The sequence below is a fragment of the Haloarcula sp. DT43 genome (assembly GCF_037078405.1).
GTDB lineage: Archaea > Halobacteriota > Halobacteria > Halobacteriales > Haloarculaceae > Haloarcula > Haloarcula brevis.
The window spans coordinates 23593-38753 of the sequence record NZ_JAYMGZ010000007.1 but is presented as its reverse complement, the minus strand read 5'-3'; the positions used below and the strand labels follow the sequence as shown (position 1 = coordinate 38753).

The 15161-nt window shown below is 64.7% G+C and carries 13 protein-coding genes; 9 read left to right on the top strand and 4 right to left on the bottom strand.

Annotation, left to right across the window (positions count from 1 at the left end):
• Positions 1–127: 127 nt before the first annotated feature.
• Together VI123_RS18830 and VI123_RS18825 are read left to right on the top strand one after the other, a co-directional pair.
• Positions 128–730, top strand: coding sequence for a chemotaxis protein CheC (locus VI123_RS18830; protein ID WP_336339614.1), 603 nt, complete (start codon positions 128–130; stop codon positions 728–730).
• A gap of 98 nt (positions 731–828) precedes the next feature.
• The gene (locus VI123_RS18825) at positions 829–2481 is read left to right on the top strand and encodes a long-chain fatty acid--CoA ligase (RefSeq protein ID WP_336339613.1); all 1653 of its coding nucleotides are present in this window, start codon (positions 829–831) and stop codon (positions 2479–2481) included.
• A 4-nt stretch (positions 2482–2485) separates the two neighbouring features.
• Here the strand turns inward: VI123_RS18825 and VI123_RS18820 are convergent, their stop codons facing one another.
• Positions 2486–3259: a hypothetical protein gene (locus VI123_RS18820; RefSeq protein WP_336339612.1), complete on the bottom strand. Its 774-nt coding sequence runs from the start codon at positions 3257–3259 to the stop codon at positions 2486–2488.
• A 126-nt stretch (positions 3260–3385) separates the two neighbouring features.
• On the opposite strand from VI123_RS18820, the gene VI123_RS18815 reads away from it, so the two are divergent.
• The gene (locus VI123_RS18815; RefSeq protein ID WP_336339611.1) at positions 3386–4540 is read left to right on the top strand and encodes an acyl-CoA dehydrogenase family protein; all 1155 of its coding nucleotides are present in this window, start codon (positions 3386–3388) and stop codon (positions 4538–4540) included.
• A gap of 706 nt (positions 4541–5246) precedes the next feature.
• On the opposite strand, the gene VI123_RS18810 is transcribed toward VI123_RS18815, so the two are convergent.
• Entirely contained in the window at positions 5247–6575 is a 1329-nt protein-coding gene (locus tag VI123_RS18810) for a Cdc6/Cdc18 family protein (RefSeq protein ID WP_336339610.1), read from the bottom strand.
• Positions 6576–7203: 628 nt separating this feature from the next.
• On the opposite strand from VI123_RS18810, the gene VI123_RS18805 reads away from it, so the two are divergent.
• Positions 7204–8001, top strand: coding sequence for an N-acyl homoserine lactonase family protein (locus VI123_RS18805; RefSeq protein WP_336339609.1), 798 nt, complete (start codon positions 7204–7206; stop codon positions 7999–8001).
• Positions 8002–8018: 17 nt separating this feature from the next.
• Here the strand turns inward: VI123_RS18805 and VI123_RS18800 are convergent, their stop codons facing one another.
• Both VI123_RS18800 and VI123_RS18795 read right to left on the bottom strand, forming a co-directional pair.
• Complete coding sequence (locus VI123_RS18800) at positions 8019–8198, bottom strand: hypothetical protein (RefSeq protein WP_336339608.1); 180 nt, start codon at positions 8196–8198, stop codon at positions 8019–8021.
• 69 nt (positions 8199–8267) lie between these two features.
• Positions 8268–8987, bottom strand: a complete 720-nt coding sequence (locus VI123_RS18795; protein WP_336339607.1) for a DICT sensory domain-containing protein — start codon at positions 8985–8987, stop codon at positions 8268–8270.
• Between the two features lie 266 nt (positions 8988–9253).
• Between VI123_RS18795 and VI123_RS18790 the strand changes: the two genes are divergently transcribed.
• The 5 genes from VI123_RS18790 to VI123_RS18770 all read left to right on the top strand — a co-directional run bounded on the left by VI123_RS18790 (position 9254) and on the right by VI123_RS18770 (position 15141).
• Positions 9254–11152 carry a 2-oxoacid:acceptor oxidoreductase subunit alpha gene (locus VI123_RS18790; RefSeq protein WP_336339606.1) on the top strand — a complete coding sequence of 633 codons (1899 nt, stop codon included), beginning with the start codon at positions 9254–9256 and terminating at the stop codon, positions 11150–11152.
• A 3-nt stretch (positions 11153–11155) separates the two neighbouring features.
• Positions 11156–12094 (top strand): thiamine pyrophosphate-dependent enzyme, encoded by a 939-nt coding sequence (locus VI123_RS18785; RefSeq protein ID WP_336339605.1) that lies wholly within the window; start codon positions 11156–11158, stop codon positions 12092–12094.
• A 72-nt stretch (positions 12095–12166) separates the two neighbouring features.
• A complete protein-coding gene (gene lrpA1, locus VI123_RS18780) occupies positions 12167–12595 on the top strand; it encodes an HTH-type transcriptional regulator LrpA1 (RefSeq protein WP_336339604.1) in 429 nt (142 codons plus the stop codon).
• Positions 12596–12630: 35 nt separating this feature from the next.
• Positions 12631–14310: a DHH family phosphoesterase gene (locus VI123_RS18775; RefSeq protein WP_336339603.1), complete on the top strand. Its 1680-nt coding sequence runs from the start codon at positions 12631–12633 to the stop codon at positions 14308–14310.
• A gap of 39 nt (positions 14311–14349) precedes the next feature.
• The gene (locus VI123_RS18770) at positions 14350–15141 is read left to right on the top strand and encodes a CBS pair associated ParBc domain-containing protein (protein WP_336339602.1); all 792 of its coding nucleotides are present in this window, start codon (positions 14350–14352) and stop codon (positions 15139–15141) included.
• Positions 15142–15161: the final 20 nt, after the last annotated feature.

The following is a 15161-nucleotide window of genomic DNA, read 5'->3' as shown; positions in this document are numbered from 1 at the left end:
GTCGACGAGTGTGGCATCGACACGCCCGAACAGTTCCGCGGACCGCTCCGATTCTCGCTGACGAAAATGCGGGTGCATAGCTTATGTGGGAGGCCCCACAACTGAGCGCTAACGCTGGTCCTAACGAATGAGTCTGATGATAGATATTCGGAAGCTCGGGTTGTTCAATCAGATGGCTAAACAGGGCGGTAACACGGTCGCGAACCACCTCAGCCAGATGACGGGGATGGAGACGGAGATGGAGATAACGAAAATCAACTTCATCGACATTCCGGATATCAAGACACACGTCGGCGACGAGAAGCAAATCGGTATCAGTATCGAGATGGTCGAGAAGCCCCACGGGCACATCCTGTTCCTGTTCAACGCCGAAAGCGCGAAGGACCTCGCCACCGGGATGATAGGCGACATGGGCGAGACTGACCCCAACGCCAGCGGCTTCACCGACATGGAGCGGTCGGCGATTCAGGAAATCGGGAACATCATGACCAGCGGCTTCATCGACGGCTGGGCGAACGTCCTCGATACGACCATCGACATCTCGACGCCGAGCTTCACCTTCGGCCCCGGGAGTGGAATGGTCGACCAGCTCGTCGGCGACCGGGACAACGAGATGGCGCTGATGTTCGACTCCCGCGTCCACGCCCTGGAGTCCGACATCAACGTGAAGGTGTACACGTTCCCGGAACTGGAGGAGCTTGTCGACCTGATGCAGGAAATCGAAGTGTAGGACAGCCGACGAGACCGGACGGACGGCGCGGATGAACTGCTTTTCCTTCATCAAAGATTTAACAGAGTTTCTTGTACCGGGGGCCCTTGCGTGGTGGTATGCCAGGAGGAAGCCCGCAGACGCTCCGACCGTTCCTGTGGCGTGCAGAGACACTGTATCCCGACACAGAGGTCGTCTCACGCACTCACGAAGGAGTCGTCCGGCACGACTACGCCGAGTACGCCGAACGGACGGCACAGCTGGCGAACGCGCTCGACGAGGCCGGCTACGGCGACGGCGAACGGCTCGGGACGTTCTGCTGGAACCACAGCCGGCACTTCGAGACGTACTTCGGCGTCCCCGGAATCGGTGCGCAGCTCCACACCATCAATCCGCTCCTGCCCGACGAACACATCCAGTACATCGTCGACAACGCGCAGGACCGGCTCGTCTTCGTCGACGAGTCGCTCCTGCCGAAACTGGAGGGGGCCGCCGCCGACGACCCAGACTCCTTCGACTCGGTGGAGCGGTTCGTCGTGATGAGCGAATCCGTTCCCGAGACGGACCTCGACGCCGTCGCCTACGAGTCGTTCATCGCCGACCAGCCGACGGAGTACGACTGGCCCGAACTCGAGGAGGAGCGGCCGGCGGGCCTCTGCTACACGTCCGGCACGACCGGCCGCCCGAAGGGCGTCGAGTACACCCAGCAGATGCTCTGGAGCCACACGATGGCGATTCAGTCGCCGCAGGGGATTCCCCTCGACGACGACGACGTCGTGATGCCGGTCGTCCCGATGTTCCACGTCAACGCGTGGGGGCTCCCGTTCTCGGCGACCGCCGGCGGGGCCAAGCACGTCTACCCCGGCCCACAGCCCGAGCCGGCGGACCTCGCGACGCTCATCGAGGAGGAGAACGTCACTGTCACCGCCGGCGTCCCGACCGTCTGGCTGGGGCTGATGGAGTACATCAAGGAATACGACGTGGACCTCTCCTCGCTCGAACGCCTCATCGTGGGCGGCAGTGCCGCGCCCGAGGCGATGATTCGCTTCTTCGACGACCACGGCGTGGAGCTCGTCCACGCCTGGGGGATGACCGAGACGACCCCTGTCGGCGCGGTGGCGACCCTGCGCAGCGACCTGCAGGACGCCGACTACCAGACCCAGCTGGACAAGCGTGCGAAACAGGGACTCATCTCGCCGGGCCTCGAGTTCCGCGTCGTCGACGACAACGGCAACGAGGTCCCGCACAACGGCGAGGACTTCGGCGAACTGTGCGTCCGCGGCCCGTGGGTGACCACGGAGTACTTCAAGCGGCCCGAGGCGAACGAGCAGGAGTTCGAGGACGGCTACCTGAAGACCGGTGACGTGGTGTCCGTCGACGAGGACGGCTACATCAAGATAGTCGACCGCGCGAAAGACGTCATCAAGAGCGGCGGGGAGTGGATATCCTCGCTCGAACTGGAAAACGAGCTGATAGCCCACGACGGCGTCAACGAGGCGGCGGTCATCGGCGTCCCACACGAGCGCTGGCAGGAGCGGCCGCTGGCGATGATTGTGCCGGCGGCCGACGCCGACGAAGACGCGCTGGCCGCGGAACTCCGGGACCACATCCTCGACTCCTACCCCAAGTGGTGGGTACCGGACAACTTCATCACCATCGACGAGGTCCCGAAGACGGCGACCGGGAAGTTCGACAAGAAGGCGCTTCGGGACGAGTACGCCGACGAGTCGCTCGTCGAGGGGCGCGTCCCCGACGACGCCGCCCCGGAGTGACCGGTCACTGGACGCCGGTGACCAGGTCCCGGACTTCGGAGCGGTAGGTGTCCGGCTCCAGGCCGAGGTCGACGTTGACGGTGACCGTGATGCCGTCGCTCAGGGAGTTCTCGACGGCCTGTTCGAAGTCCTGTGCCGGGTACGCGCCCCCGGAGATGAGAACGAAGTCGCCGTGGTGCCAGACGGCGAACATCGCCGAGATGTCGATGTCGCTCGCGGGTATCTCGACGGCCTCCGATTCGGTCACGTCGAAGGAAATCCCCTCGAACGGGTAGACGGCCGACAGTTCCACTGTCTCGGCCGTCTCGCCGGTGTCGATGTCGACGGTTCCCTCGCCGGTCTTCTCGATGTCGGTCAGGCCCTGGGCTTCCATCTGCTGTTCGAAGCTATCGCGGGCGTTCGTCCGGACTTCCGTCAGCAGTTCCTCGCGGCCCACGCCGCCGGGGAGGTTGTCCAGATTCGGACTGAAGTCCACTCGCGTGGCGAAAAATACGGAGAGGGCGGTCTGGACCTGGTCGAGGGTCCGGTCCGCGACGCGCTCCCGTAGCTGTTCGTCGGCGTACTGGACCGTACTGGAGACGGCCTCGACCGACACCGGGCCGTAGCTGCGGTCGAACACCGTCTCCGAGGACTGGTTCGTCTGCGTCCAGCCGCCCTCCTCGAGGCGCTGTGTCGGAACGTCCGGCGGCGGTGTTTCGGCCGCGGCGAGAAACGAACAGCCCGCGAGCCCGGCGGTTCCGAGGCTGGCTCCGGCGAGCAGGTAGTCTCGGCGGTTCATGTCCGTGGAAGGCCACAGTCACCAAAAAGCGTGCTGGCCGATTATCAGGATTTTATCGGAAACAACTACAACGGGGTTTGGCAGAGTTCCACGGAGTATATGAGTACACAAACCATGACAGTTCCCATGGACCTACTGTCGGAGAAGCTCGTTCCGGAGCACGCACGCGAGGTCAAGGCGGACGCCCGGGAGTTCGCCGCGGAGCACATCGAGCCGGTCGCCGGCGAGTACTACGCGTCCGGGGAGTACCCCTGGGAGGTACTCGAAGCGGCCACGGAGGCCGGCCTCGTCGCTCAAGACATCGGCGAGGAGTGGGGCGGGAGCGGCTACGACCTCCAGCAGATGCTGGCGATGGCCGAAGAGCTGTACAGGGCCGACGCGGGCATCGCGCTGACGCTCCAGCTGGCCAGTTTCGGCGCGGAAATCGTCGAGGACCACGGCGACGAGTGGCAGAAAGAGGAGTTCCTCCGGCCCGTCGCCGCGGGCGAGCAGCTCACTGGCCTGGCCGTCTCCGAACCGGAGACCGGGAGCGACCTCGCCGGGATGACCACGGCCGCCGAGAAGGACGGCGACGAGTGGGTCATCAACGGCGAGAAGTACTGGATAGGCAACGGCGTCGAGGCCGACTGGGTGACGCTGTACGCGAAGACCGGCGACGACCCGAACGACCGCTACGGGAACTACTCGATGTTCATCGTCCCGACGGACGCCGACGGCTACCACGCCGAGCACATCCCCGAGAAGATGGGCTTCCGGGCGTCCAAGCAGGCACACATCGTGCTCGACGACTGCCGGATTCCGGAGGAGAACCTCGTCGGCGTCGAGGGGGCCGGCTTCTACATGCTCGCGGAGTTCTTCAACCACGGGCGCGTCGTCGTCGGCGGCCACGGCATCGGTCTCGCCGCGGCGGCCATCGAGGAGGCCTGGGAGTTCGTCCACGACCGCGAGGCCTTCGGGAGGACCGTCGACGAGTTCCAGGCGGTCCAGCACAAGCTGGCCGACATGCAACTGGGCCTCCAGTCGGCCCGGACGCTCACCTGGCACGCCGCCGAACGCGTCGCCAATCAGGAGAACGCCGGCTACTGGGCCGCGCTGGCGAAGACGAAAGCGACCGAGGCCGCCATGGACTGCGCGGAGAAGGGGATGCAACTCCACGGCGGCCGGTCCGTGCTGACGGAGAACCGGATTTCCCGCGTGTACCGGGACGTCCGGATTCCGGTCATCTACGAGGGCGCAAACGACATCCAGCGGAACCTCATCTACAACCAGGCGCCGAAATAACGACGCGGTCCCCTCGGGTCCGTTCCCCACCCGGGCTACAGGCCGGTTTTTCGGGGGAACACCACCCTGCGAGTGTTCTTCGGGCCGAACGGGTCGACCACGGCGACGGGGCCGAGACCGGACTGCCTGCACAGGCCGGCGGGACAGCCGCCACGGAGTCCCGGCGTTCCCGGGGTCGGGACACCACCGTACGAGTGTTCTCTCACCACCCTGCGAGTGTTCCGGGTTCGGCTGCAGTCGGCCCAGAACGGTGTACGCGTGTTCAGACACCACCCTACAAGTGTTCGCGTGCGGCCAGAGCGCCCGGGATCACCGTGCTACGGACATCTCACAGCGCGACTCGGCTGGCTGGTGTCTCACACACCGCCCTGCAAGTGTTTCACGAACGGGGTTCACACCACCCTGCAAGTGTTCCGAGCGCGCGTGCTGGGCGTTTTCACCGTCGAATCGGCGTCGACACCACCCTGCAAGTGTTTTCGAAGCGGGGTGTCCGGCCGCCGAGACCGGACGGGTACACCGGTCTGCAAGTGTTCTCCGCGCCATACGTGGTGGACCCGGCGTGACCGTCCGCTGTTGCCCCGTCTCTGCGACCGTTCATGGGTACACACCACCCTGCAACTGTTCTGGACCGCGCGAGGGAGCACTCGTCGCTGGACACACACACACCACCGTGCAAGTGTTCTCGGGGTTCGCGGGGGAGGGGTGGCTACGTGAACTGCCAGAGGTTCTGTTGCTCGTCGTCGGTGGTGTCCGGGGCCTCGAACTCGGTCGCCTCGTCCTCGAGATAGTGTTCGAGAATCCCGTTGACGTTGCTCGGCACGGCGTCGCTGTAGGAGGACTGCAGCGCGGCGTTGATGATGTCCGTCGGGTCGTCCGTGACCTCGTAGATGTACTTGCGCCCCCCTTTCCGGCCGAGGTTCCGCTCGGCAGAGCGGACCAGCCCCTGCATCGAGAGCTGGTCGAGGAACTCGTATATCTTGCGCTCGGATTTCACCCGGCGGCCGCTGGACTCCGCAATCGAGGAGTAGAGGTTGTAGATTCGCTTCGTCGAGGCCTCGTGTTTCGGTTCGATGAGCGCCAGCGTCGTCGCGAGATACGTCAGCGCCTGCTGTGAACTCAGGTCGTGTTCGAAGTAATCGAGGAGTTCGTCGGTCTCGATAGTGTCCGTCGCTCGCCGCGTGTGTGCCTCCGTCACGCCGTCTGCCCCCTCCATCCGCGCGTACTCCCCGGCCTTTTCGAGAATGCGGAGCCCCTGGCGAACGTCGCCGCGTTCCTGCGCCGAGAAGGCCGCCGCCAGCGGGACGACGTCTTCGCCGAGAACGTCCTCCCGGAAGGCGATGTCCGCGTAGTAGCCCAGAATATCGCGGAGTTCGGTCGCGTCGTACGGGCCGAACTTGATTTCCCGCTCCCCAAGCGTCGATTTCACCTTCGGCTCCAGCACGTCGACGAACTTGAGGTCGTTCGAGATGCCGATGAGCCCGACCTTCGCGTCGGTGATGGGCGTGTTCTCGTTGGCTTCGGCCCGCGGCAGTTCGTAGAGGAAGTCGTTCCGTGCGTCCGCTGGGATGTTGTCGATTTCGTCCAGGATGATAAGCACGTTCCCGCCGACGGCTTCGATTTCCTCGTAGAGGAACTCGAAGACGCTGTCGGTGCTGTAGCCGCTCTCCGGGAGCTGGTTCTCCGGGTCACGGAACTCGTTGACGAGCGTGTTGACCAGCGCATACGCCGACCGGTAGTTCCGGCAGTTAATCGGCCCGATGACGGTGAGGGGGATGTCCTCGGCCTCGGCCTTCTCTTCGAGCTTGTCCCGGACCCACTTCGTAACGGCGGTCTTCCCGACACCGGTCGGACCGTACACGAAGACGTTGTTCGGGTCGTGGCCGACGATGACGTCCTGAAGGGCGTTGATGTAGAACTCGATTTCCTCGTCGCGGTGGAAGATAGTGTCCGGCGTGAACGTGTCCTTCTTCAGTGGCTGCTTGCGTTCGAAGATCGCGTCAGTCCCGTCGAACGGGTTCTCGTTCACGTCGACCATCGTACCCCCACCTTTCGAGTGACCGTATATAAAACCAGTGACCACCGTGCAAGTGTTTCAAGTGTTTTCGCGCCGTGCAGTCACACACCACCCTGCAAGTGTTTCTCGAACCGCTCCGGAGAACGGGCACGAGCGGGCCGCTACAGCTAATCCTGAGTTATACCACTTCAGTCCTGTGATTTCGTCCCGTCCGTTTTGACTCGACTGTCAATCTAGATTTTGTTTTTATATTTTATGGTATATGAACTTATTGCTGCTAGTCACCGAACCGTGATGAGCTCTATTATCAGGTCTAGCCGCATCTATTCGTCTTTTCACCGCTCTAAGCCCATATCTACTCCACTGAGAGGCAGTTCCTCTCCACCAGTGTCCGTTCATTTAAGTTCGCTCTGGGGAAAGTGCCCCTCCCCACCCCCTCCCCCGAGAACGCCCAGAACACTTGCAGGGTGGTGTGTGTGGGTGCACCGCTATTCCTGCTGGCTCCAATATAAAGGGAATCGCCGCTGACCCGGGACGAGACCCGCGTTACCGTGGCAACCGGCTGTAGGTCCACTACAACACGAAGGGAAGCACGTCGAGGGCGCGGTTCGGCACCGTTCTTTACCTTCGCACGGCCCGTAGCTATCGCATGGACGACCTCACAGTGACACTGCTCGACCGTGGCCGCGTACGGGCCGACCGGAACTTCGTCGTCGACGGCCACAGCGTCGCGACGGCGTCCGACCGCGACCCGGAACACGACTACGAGACCTACGTCGTCTGGAACCTCGTCGTGGAGACGCCGGACCTGACTGTCCTCTGGGACACCGGCTCCCATCCGGAGGCCGGGGACGGGTACTGGCCGACGCCGCTGTACGAAGCGTTCGCACACGTCGACGCCGCCGACCACGCCCTGTCGACCGACCTCGAAGCGGCGGGCTACAGCGTCGACGACGTCGACGCCGTCGTGATGAGCCACCTGCACCTGGACCACGCCGGCGGCCTGCACAACTTCGCGGGAACGGACGTTCCAATCTACGTCCACCGCAAAGAACTCCCGTACGCGTACTACAGCGCGAACACGGACGAGGGCTCTATCGCCTATCTGGCCAGCGACTTCGACCGCGACCTGAACTGGGAAATCGTCCACGGCGACAGCTACCACCTCGCAGACGGCATCGAACTGCTGCACCTCCCCGGACACACGCCGGGTCTCATGGGCGCCTTCATCGACCGCCCGGAACAGCCGCTGCTGGTCGTCGGCGACGAAGCGTACGTCGAGGCGAACTACGCCGGCCAGCCGATGGCGACGAGCCTCCTGTGGAACAACGGTGCCTGGAAGGAGAGCCTGGAGCGGTGCCGAGACCGCCAGCGCGCCACGGGGGCCGAGGTGCTGCTGGGCCACGACCCCGCAGTGTTCGAGAACGTGGCTGGAACCGGAGCCTGATTCGCGGTCCGCTGCGTTCAGTCGGAGACTGCGACGAGCGTCCGGCGCTCGCCGTCGTCGGTGGCCACGACCCACCGGTCCTCGCCGCGCTCGACGACGGCCCAGACGCCGAAAAACAGGTGCAACTCCAGTTCGAGACCGTTGACCCGCGCTCCGGTCTCCTCGATACGGAACTGTCGGGGTTCGCTGGAGGACATGTCGTTACTTGGGAGCGACCGGGACGCGAACCGTCGTCGGGGCCGCGAGAGCCGGGTCGGAGGGAGCGTTCACTGTTCGAGGTAGCCGTACGTCTCCTCCAGATAGTCGACAATCCAGTCGACCGTCGACTCGTCGTAGGTCCAGAAGCCGTAGAACTCGCGTGGCTCGCGCTCTTCCGCCAGCAGGGCGCACTTCTGGGTCGGGTCGCCGCCGCCGTCGAACACGACGAACCACGAGTCGGCGATTTCGTCGGACCGCTCCAGGTGCAGCGAGAAGGTGCTGTGCTCGGGCGGTTCGATGTCGGGGACGGCGTAGGCGTGGACGTCCACGTCGGTCTCGCCCAGCCGCTCGTAGAGGTCGAGTTCGCCCTGCAGGGTCGAGAGCGTCTGGAAGCCAGCGTGGAGGGCCCCCTGGCCCACCCGCCACGCGCGGTCCTCTATCTCGCGCGACGCGGCGGTCATCCGCTGGATGGACCACGAGGTGAACATCGTCTCGTCGAGGTGGTCGAGAATCGACGCGTACGGGCTGTTCTCCCTCGTGATGTACTGTCGTCCCTCGTCGAGCGAGTCGGTAAACGAGTCGAGGCTCGCGGCCGCGATGACCTCCCCGTCGTCGCTGAGAGTGATGAACTCCCCCGGCCGCCCGCTCTCGGTCTGCTCGGTCTGGACGCGGACGTTGCGGTCCGCGAAGCGCTCGCGGAGGTCTTCGGCCGCTTTCGGCCCGGCGTTGAAGATAGTCAGCGTCTTTCGGTGGTCCTCGACGCCGGCGATGAGTTCCGTTAACGACATCCTCGACTGTACATCGGTAGTCACTGTGTTAGTCGTTGCGGGCGGGGGAACACGTGCGGGGAATCGACGGCGACACGTGTCATCGTGATATATAACACAGCCGTCAGAATACGTGCAAATAGCGACGATTCGTCAGTTCGAAAACGGCAACCTGAGGTCCTGAGGCGAAAGATAACGATTAATGAGTGGTGATATAGTGGAAAATCTTTAGTCATGGCCCCCCAACGGACTGGTACGGCACCAGAGCTGGGGCCGAGGATTTCACAATGACAGACAACGAACTAATCTGGCGAATCGCCGGAGGTTCCGGTGACGGAATCGACTCGACAAGCCAGAACTTCGCGAAGGCCTTGATGTGGTCGGGGCTGAACGTGTTCACACATCGTCACTACCCGTCGCGTATCCGTGGCGGCCACACGTACGTCGAGGTACGTGCGAAAGACGAGCCGGTACAGTCCCGCGGGGACGGCTACAACTTCCTGCTTGCCCTGGGTGACTCCTTCGCCCGGAACCCACAGGAAGAGGCCTACTACGGCAAAGAGGAGCTGAAACCGCTGTACGAGAACTTCGACGACCTCCGCGAGGGCGGCGTCCTGCTGTACGACGAGGGGCTGCTCGACGACGAGGACGTCGACGAAATCGGTCTCGAGGAGGCCGCCGAGGAGAACGACTGGCACGTCGTCCCGATGGACCTCCGCGGCATCGCCAAGGAGCACGGTCGCGAGATTATGCGGAATACGGCCGGTATCGGCGCGACCGCGGCCATCCTCGACATCAGCACCGACGAGTTCGAGAAGCTCATCAAGCAGAACATGAGCGGCGACATGCAGGAGGCGAACCTCAACGTCCTGCACGACGCCTACGAAGCCGCGAGCGAACTCGACATCGACCACGACATCGAGGTCCCCGAGGGCTCCCACGACGAGGAGCAGGTCATCCTCTCGGGCTCGAACGCCATCTCCTACGGCGCAATCGACGAGGGCTGTCGCTTCATCTCGGGGTATCCCATGACACCGTGGACCGACGTGTTCACCATCATGTCCCAACACCTGCCCGAGTTCGGCGGCATCTCCGAGCAGGTCGAGGACGAAATCGCGGCCGCCGCGCTGGCGCTCGGTGCGTCCCACGCCGGCGTGAAGGCCATGTCCGGGTCCTCCGGCGGTGGCTTCGCGCTGATGTCCGAACCGCTCGGACTGGCGGAGATGACCGAGACGCCTATCGTGCTGGTCGAAGCGATGCGGGCCGGCCCCTCGACGGGGATGCCGACCAAGCCCGAGCAGGCCGACCTCGAACACGTCCTGTACACGTCACAGGGCGACTCCGCCCGCGTCGTGTTCGCGCCGGCGAACATCCGCGAGTGTTACACCCAGACCCGCTCAGCGTTCCGCATCGCCTACGAGTACCAGATTCCGGCCATCGTCATCTACGACCAGAAGATACAGGGCGAGCTCCGGAACCTCCCGGCAAGCCACTTCGACGAGGAACCAAACGCCGACCCCGGGTCGGTCCTCACCGAAGCGGAGATTCAGGACGCGGCACACCACTCCTCCGGGAAGTTCCAGCGGTTCCTCCACGAGCCGGAGGACGGCTCGAACGTCAGCCCGCGCTCCGTGCCGGGCCAGAAGGACGGTCGCTTCCTCGCGACGGGCAACGAGCACAACCCGTCGGGCCACATCAGCGAGGACCCCGAGAACCGCATCGCCCAGATGAACCGTCGGCTGAACAAGCTCGACGACATCCGGGCCGACCTGGACGAGAACACGTCCCACCAGACTTACCACGGACCCGAGGACGCCGACCACGGCATCCTCGTGTGGGGCAGCCAGCAGGGGACCGTCTTCGAGGCCGTCGACCGCCTCAACGAGAACGGCCACTCCGTGAAGGCGCTCGGCGTCTCCGACATGGCACCGTACCCGAAGGAGGAAGTCTCCGAGTGGCTCGAATCAGTCGACGAAGCGCTCGTCGTCGAGATGAACGCCACGGCGCAGTTCCGCGGCCTGACCCAGAAGGAACTCGGCAAGTACGGCGACAAGATGTCGAGTCTCCTGAAGTACAACGGCAACCCCTTCGAGCCCGCCGAAATCGTCGACGGGTTCGAGTCCAGCATCGACGGCGAGGAACTCGCCGCGAGCAACATGAAGTACGTACCTGCGGCAGGTGACTAACCTATGAGTGCATTCAGCGCAATCGGCGAGGAACGAGAGATAGACCGAGACGAGTTCACACCCGGCATCGAACCGCAGGCGACCTGGTGTCCGGGCTGTGGCGACTTCGGCGTCCTCAAGGCGCTCAAGCAGGCCATGCCGGAAGTCGGCAAGAACCCCGACGAGGTCGCGCTGTTCACCGGCATCGGCTGTTCGGGCAAGCTCAACAGCTACTTCAACAGCTACGGCTTCCACACCATCCACGGCCGCTCGCTGCCCGTCGCCCGGGCCGCGAAGCTCGCCAACCCCAACCTCGAAGTCATCGCGGCCGGCGGGGACGGCGACGGCTACGGTATCGGCGGGAACCACACCATCCACACGGCCCGTGAGAACCACGACATGACCTACATCGTGTTCAACAACGAGATTTTCGGGCTGACCAAGGGCCAGACGTCGCCGACGTCGCCGAAGGGCCACAAGTCCAAGACACAGCCCCACGGGTCGGCGAAGTCGCCGATTCGGCCCCTGTCCCAGCAGCTCAACGCCGGCGCGACCTACATCGCCCGAACCGCCGCCGTGAACCCGAACCAGGCCAAGGAAATCATCGCCGAGGCCATCGAACACGACGGCTTCGCGCACATCGACTTCCTGACCCAGTGTCCGACCTGGAACAAGGACGCGAAACACTACGTCCCGTACACGGACGTCCAGCAGTCCGACGAGTTCGACTTCGACGTCTCGGACCGGGCGGAAGCCGCCGAGATGATGCGAAAGACCGAGGAGCGCCTCTACGAGGGCGAAGTGCTGACCGGCCGGATGTACGTCGAGGACGAGCGCCCCTCCTACGGACAGGAGAAACGCGCCATCGGCGAGATGCCCGAGGAACCGCTCGCGGAGCGGTACTTCGACGAGGACGCCGAGTGGGAGCGGACCTACGACAACCTCCTCGAACACCACAAGTAACTCCGCGGATACCCCCCGAACGTGGGTTTCTGGTTCGGAAGATATTTTTTCATGCACCGAAAAGAATAGTCCATGAGTGCCGAGTCCACGGAGCGTCGAATCCTGTCGGTCCTCGAAGAGGACGCACAGGCCTCGTACGCAGAAATCGCGGAGCGTGCCGACGTATCGAAACCGACGGTTCGGAAGTACATCCAGAAGCTCGAAGAGGAGGGCGTCATCGTCGGCTACTCGGCCGACGTCGACCCGAAGAAGCTTGCGGGGCAGTCGATTGCCCTCGTCGGCATCGACGTGGCGAGCGACTGCTACGTCGAGGCCACCCGGAACCTCAAGGACATCCCGGAGATGGAGGAACTGTACACGTCGAGCGGCGACCACATGCTGATGGCGGAGGTCCGGGCGATAGACGGGGACTCGCTGGCCGACGTCATCGAGGACAAGATTCTCGCGCTCGACGGCGTTACCGCCGCGCATCCGTCGTTTCTGCAGGAACGGCTGAAGTGACGGGTTTTTAGACGCTCCAGCGCTGACTCCACGGTATGCTTTCTCGGCTGGTGCTCGGACTCGGCCCGACCGCCGCGGACCTTCTCGACGCGATTAGCGACGACCGCGGCGACCTGGCGGTCGTGACACAGGACGAGCACCGCGCCGAAACGCTCCGGGCGGACGGCATCAACGTCTTCGAGGCCGACCAGACCGACCCGGCCGTCCTCGGCGGGCTGGACGTTCGCCCCGAGAGCGTCGTCGTCGCCAGCGAGGACCCCGAGCGAAACGCCGAGGCGGCGACGGCCGCACGCGAGTGTTTTCCCGACGCGTTCCTGCTCGCCTACGCCGGCCGCGGCGCGACGGCCGACCAGCGCGCGCGACTCGACACCGCGGCGGACCGGCTGGTCACGCCGGAGGCAGTCGTCACGGACCACGTCGTCCAGGCGGTCGGCGACGAGGGGACGCGGGCCAGACAGCTACACCAGGTCCTTCGGGACATCGACGGCCACCTCGCCGTCGTCACGCACGACAACCCCGACCCGGACGCCATTGCCAGCGCCGTCGCCCTCGGCGCGCTGGCGGAGCGAGCCGGCTGTGAGGTGACCGTCTGCTACTACGGGGAGATTTCCCACCAGGAGAACCGGGCGTTCGTCAACCTCCTCGAGTTCGACCTCCGGAACCTCGACGCCGACTCGCCGGCGGAACTGGCCGAGTTCGACGGGTTCGCGCTGGTCGACCACTCCAGGGCCGGCGTCAACGACCAGCTCCCCCCCGAGACCGAAATCGACATCGTCATCGACCACCACCCGCCCCGCGTCCCGATAGAGGCCCGGTTCGTCGACCTCCGGAGCGGCGTCGGGGCGACGAGTACGCTGCTCGTCGACTACCTCCAGCGGTACGACGTCAAGCTTTCGACCCCCATCGCGACCGGTCTGCTGTTCGGCATCCAGGTCGACACGAAGGACTTCCGCCGGGAGGTCTCGGTCGCGGACTTCGAGGCCGCCGCACACCTCGTCACCGACGCCGACATGGCGACGCTCCAGCGCATCGAGGACCCGAGCGTGAGTCCGGAGACGCTGTCGGTCATCGGCCGCGCGATTGCGAACCGCGACCAGGAGGGGTCGGTGCTCCTGACCGGCGTCGGCGAAATCAGCGACCGGGACGCGCTGGCGCAGGCGGCCGACAGGCTGCTCGACCTCGAAGGCGTCCAGACGACGATGGTCTACGGCGTCGTCGACGGGACCATTTACGCGTCCGCGCGGGCTCGCGGGGCCGACATCGACCTCGGCGAGGTGCTGCGGGACGCCTTCGGGCAGATAGGCTCAGCCGGCGGCCACGCCGACATGGCGGGCGCACAGATAGACCTGGGCGTGATGGACACCGTCGACGAACGCGAGGAGTCGCTGGAGGAAATCGTCCGCTCCATCGTCTCGGACCGGTTCCTCGAAGCCATCCAGTCGCGGTCCCACCGCCTGCTCGGACGCGTCTACGCACGCTCTGACTACGACGTGGCCGCGTTCACCGAGTCGACGGCCATCAGCGAAGGTAGCGAGGACCCCGCGGAGTCGACCGACGGCATCACGGGGGACTGGAACGGCGACGTGACGGGACTGGAAAACGGCGACGACGAGCCGGAGGGGGCAGCCGACGGGGACGAACAGACAGACGGCGAGGCACAGGCGACAGACAGCCCGGAGCCGCTCGTCGAATCCGACGACAGCGAGCCGTCGTAGGGGGAGCCTTTTTTGCCGTCGGTCGAGAATTCAGTGCCGATGGAGGAATCGAGTCGACCGACGGTCGGAGACTACATGACACGCGAGGTTGTCACCGTCGAACTCGACGACACTGTCGGGGAGGTCGCCCGACGTATCGCCGACAACGACCACTTCAGCGGGTTTCCGGTGACTGACGGCCGCCGCGTCGAAGGGTTCGTCAGCGCGCGCGACCTGCTCCTGGCGGAAGACCACGAGCCGATGTTCCGCGTGATGACTGACGACATCCTCGTGGCCCATCCCGACATGGCCGTTCAGGACACAGCGCGCGTTATCCTGCGGTCGGGCATCCAGAAGCTCCCGGTCGTCGACGACGCCGGCCACCTCGTCGGTATCATCTCGAACGCCGACGTCATCCGCTCACAGATCGAGCGGGCGACGCCGGGCAAGGTGGACAAGCTTAGCCGGACGCTCGAAAACATCCACGGCATCACGACACACGAAGACCGCCGCGAGGTGGAGCTTGCCAATCTGACGCCGACACAGACGACGGTGTACGCCGACGAACTCGAAGGCCGAGTGTACGAGCTGGAACACGGGCTGGCGGAACCGCTCGTCGTCATCGACAACGGCGGGGACCTCCTGCTTGCTGACGGCCACCACCGCGTCAAAGCCGCCGCGCGGCTCGACATCGACGAGATGGACGCCTACGTCATCGTCCTCGACGAGACGGTCGAACTCGGGATGGCCGAGACGGCCGCCGACTCTGACCTGGAGTCGATAGACGACATCGAGGTCGTCGACTACGCACATCACCCGCTCGTCCAGACGACGGAACGGCTGCAGGACTAGCTCCGGGCCGCGTGACCGCC

Excerpts from the sequence above, each read along its gene's own strand:
- VI123_RS18790 (WP_336339606.1), top strand. The coding sequence starts at position 9,254 with ATGACAGACAACGAACTAATCTGGCGAATCGCCGGAGGTTCCGGTGAC.
- VI123_RS18795 (WP_336339607.1), bottom strand. The coding sequence starts at position 8,987 with ATGTCGTTAACGGAACTCATCGCCGGCGTCGAGGACCACCGAAAGACG.
- VI123_RS18830 (WP_336339614.1), top strand. The coding sequence starts at position 128 with ATGAGTCTGATGATAGATATTCGGAAGCTCGGGTTGTTCAATCAGATG.
- VI123_RS18805 (WP_336339609.1), top strand. The coding sequence starts at position 7,204 with ATGGACGACCTCACAGTGACACTGCTCGACCGTGGCCGCGTACGGGCC.
- lrpA1 (WP_336339604.1), top strand. The coding sequence starts at position 12,167 with ATGAGTGCCGAGTCCACGGAGCGTCGAATCCTGTCGGTCCTCGAAGAG.
- VI123_RS18815 (WP_336339611.1), top strand. The coding sequence starts at position 3,386 with ATGGACCTACTGTCGGAGAAGCTCGTTCCGGAGCACGCACGCGAGGTC.
- VI123_RS18820 (WP_336339612.1), bottom strand. The coding sequence starts at position 3,259 with ATGAACCGCCGAGACTACCTGCTCGCCGGAGCCAGCCTCGGAACCGCC.
- VI123_RS18770 (WP_336339602.1), top strand. The coding sequence starts at position 14,350 with ATGGAGGAATCGAGTCGACCGACGGTCGGAGACTACATGACACGCGAG.
- VI123_RS18785 (WP_336339605.1), top strand. The coding sequence starts at position 11,156 with ATGAGTGCATTCAGCGCAATCGGCGAGGAACGAGAGATAGACCGAGAC.
- VI123_RS18825 (WP_336339613.1), top strand. The coding sequence starts at position 829 with ATGCCAGGAGGAAGCCCGCAGACGCTCCGACCGTTCCTGTGGCGTGCA.
- VI123_RS18775 (WP_336339603.1), top strand. The coding sequence starts at position 12,631 with ATGCTTTCTCGGCTGGTGCTCGGACTCGGCCCGACCGCCGCGGACCTT.
- VI123_RS18800 (WP_336339608.1), bottom strand. The coding sequence starts at position 8,198 with ATGTCCTCCAGCGAACCCCGACAGTTCCGTATCGAGGAGACCGGAGCG.
- VI123_RS18810 (WP_336339610.1), bottom strand. The coding sequence starts at position 6,575 with ATGGTCGACGTGAACGAGAACCCGTTCGACGGGACTGACGCGATCTTC.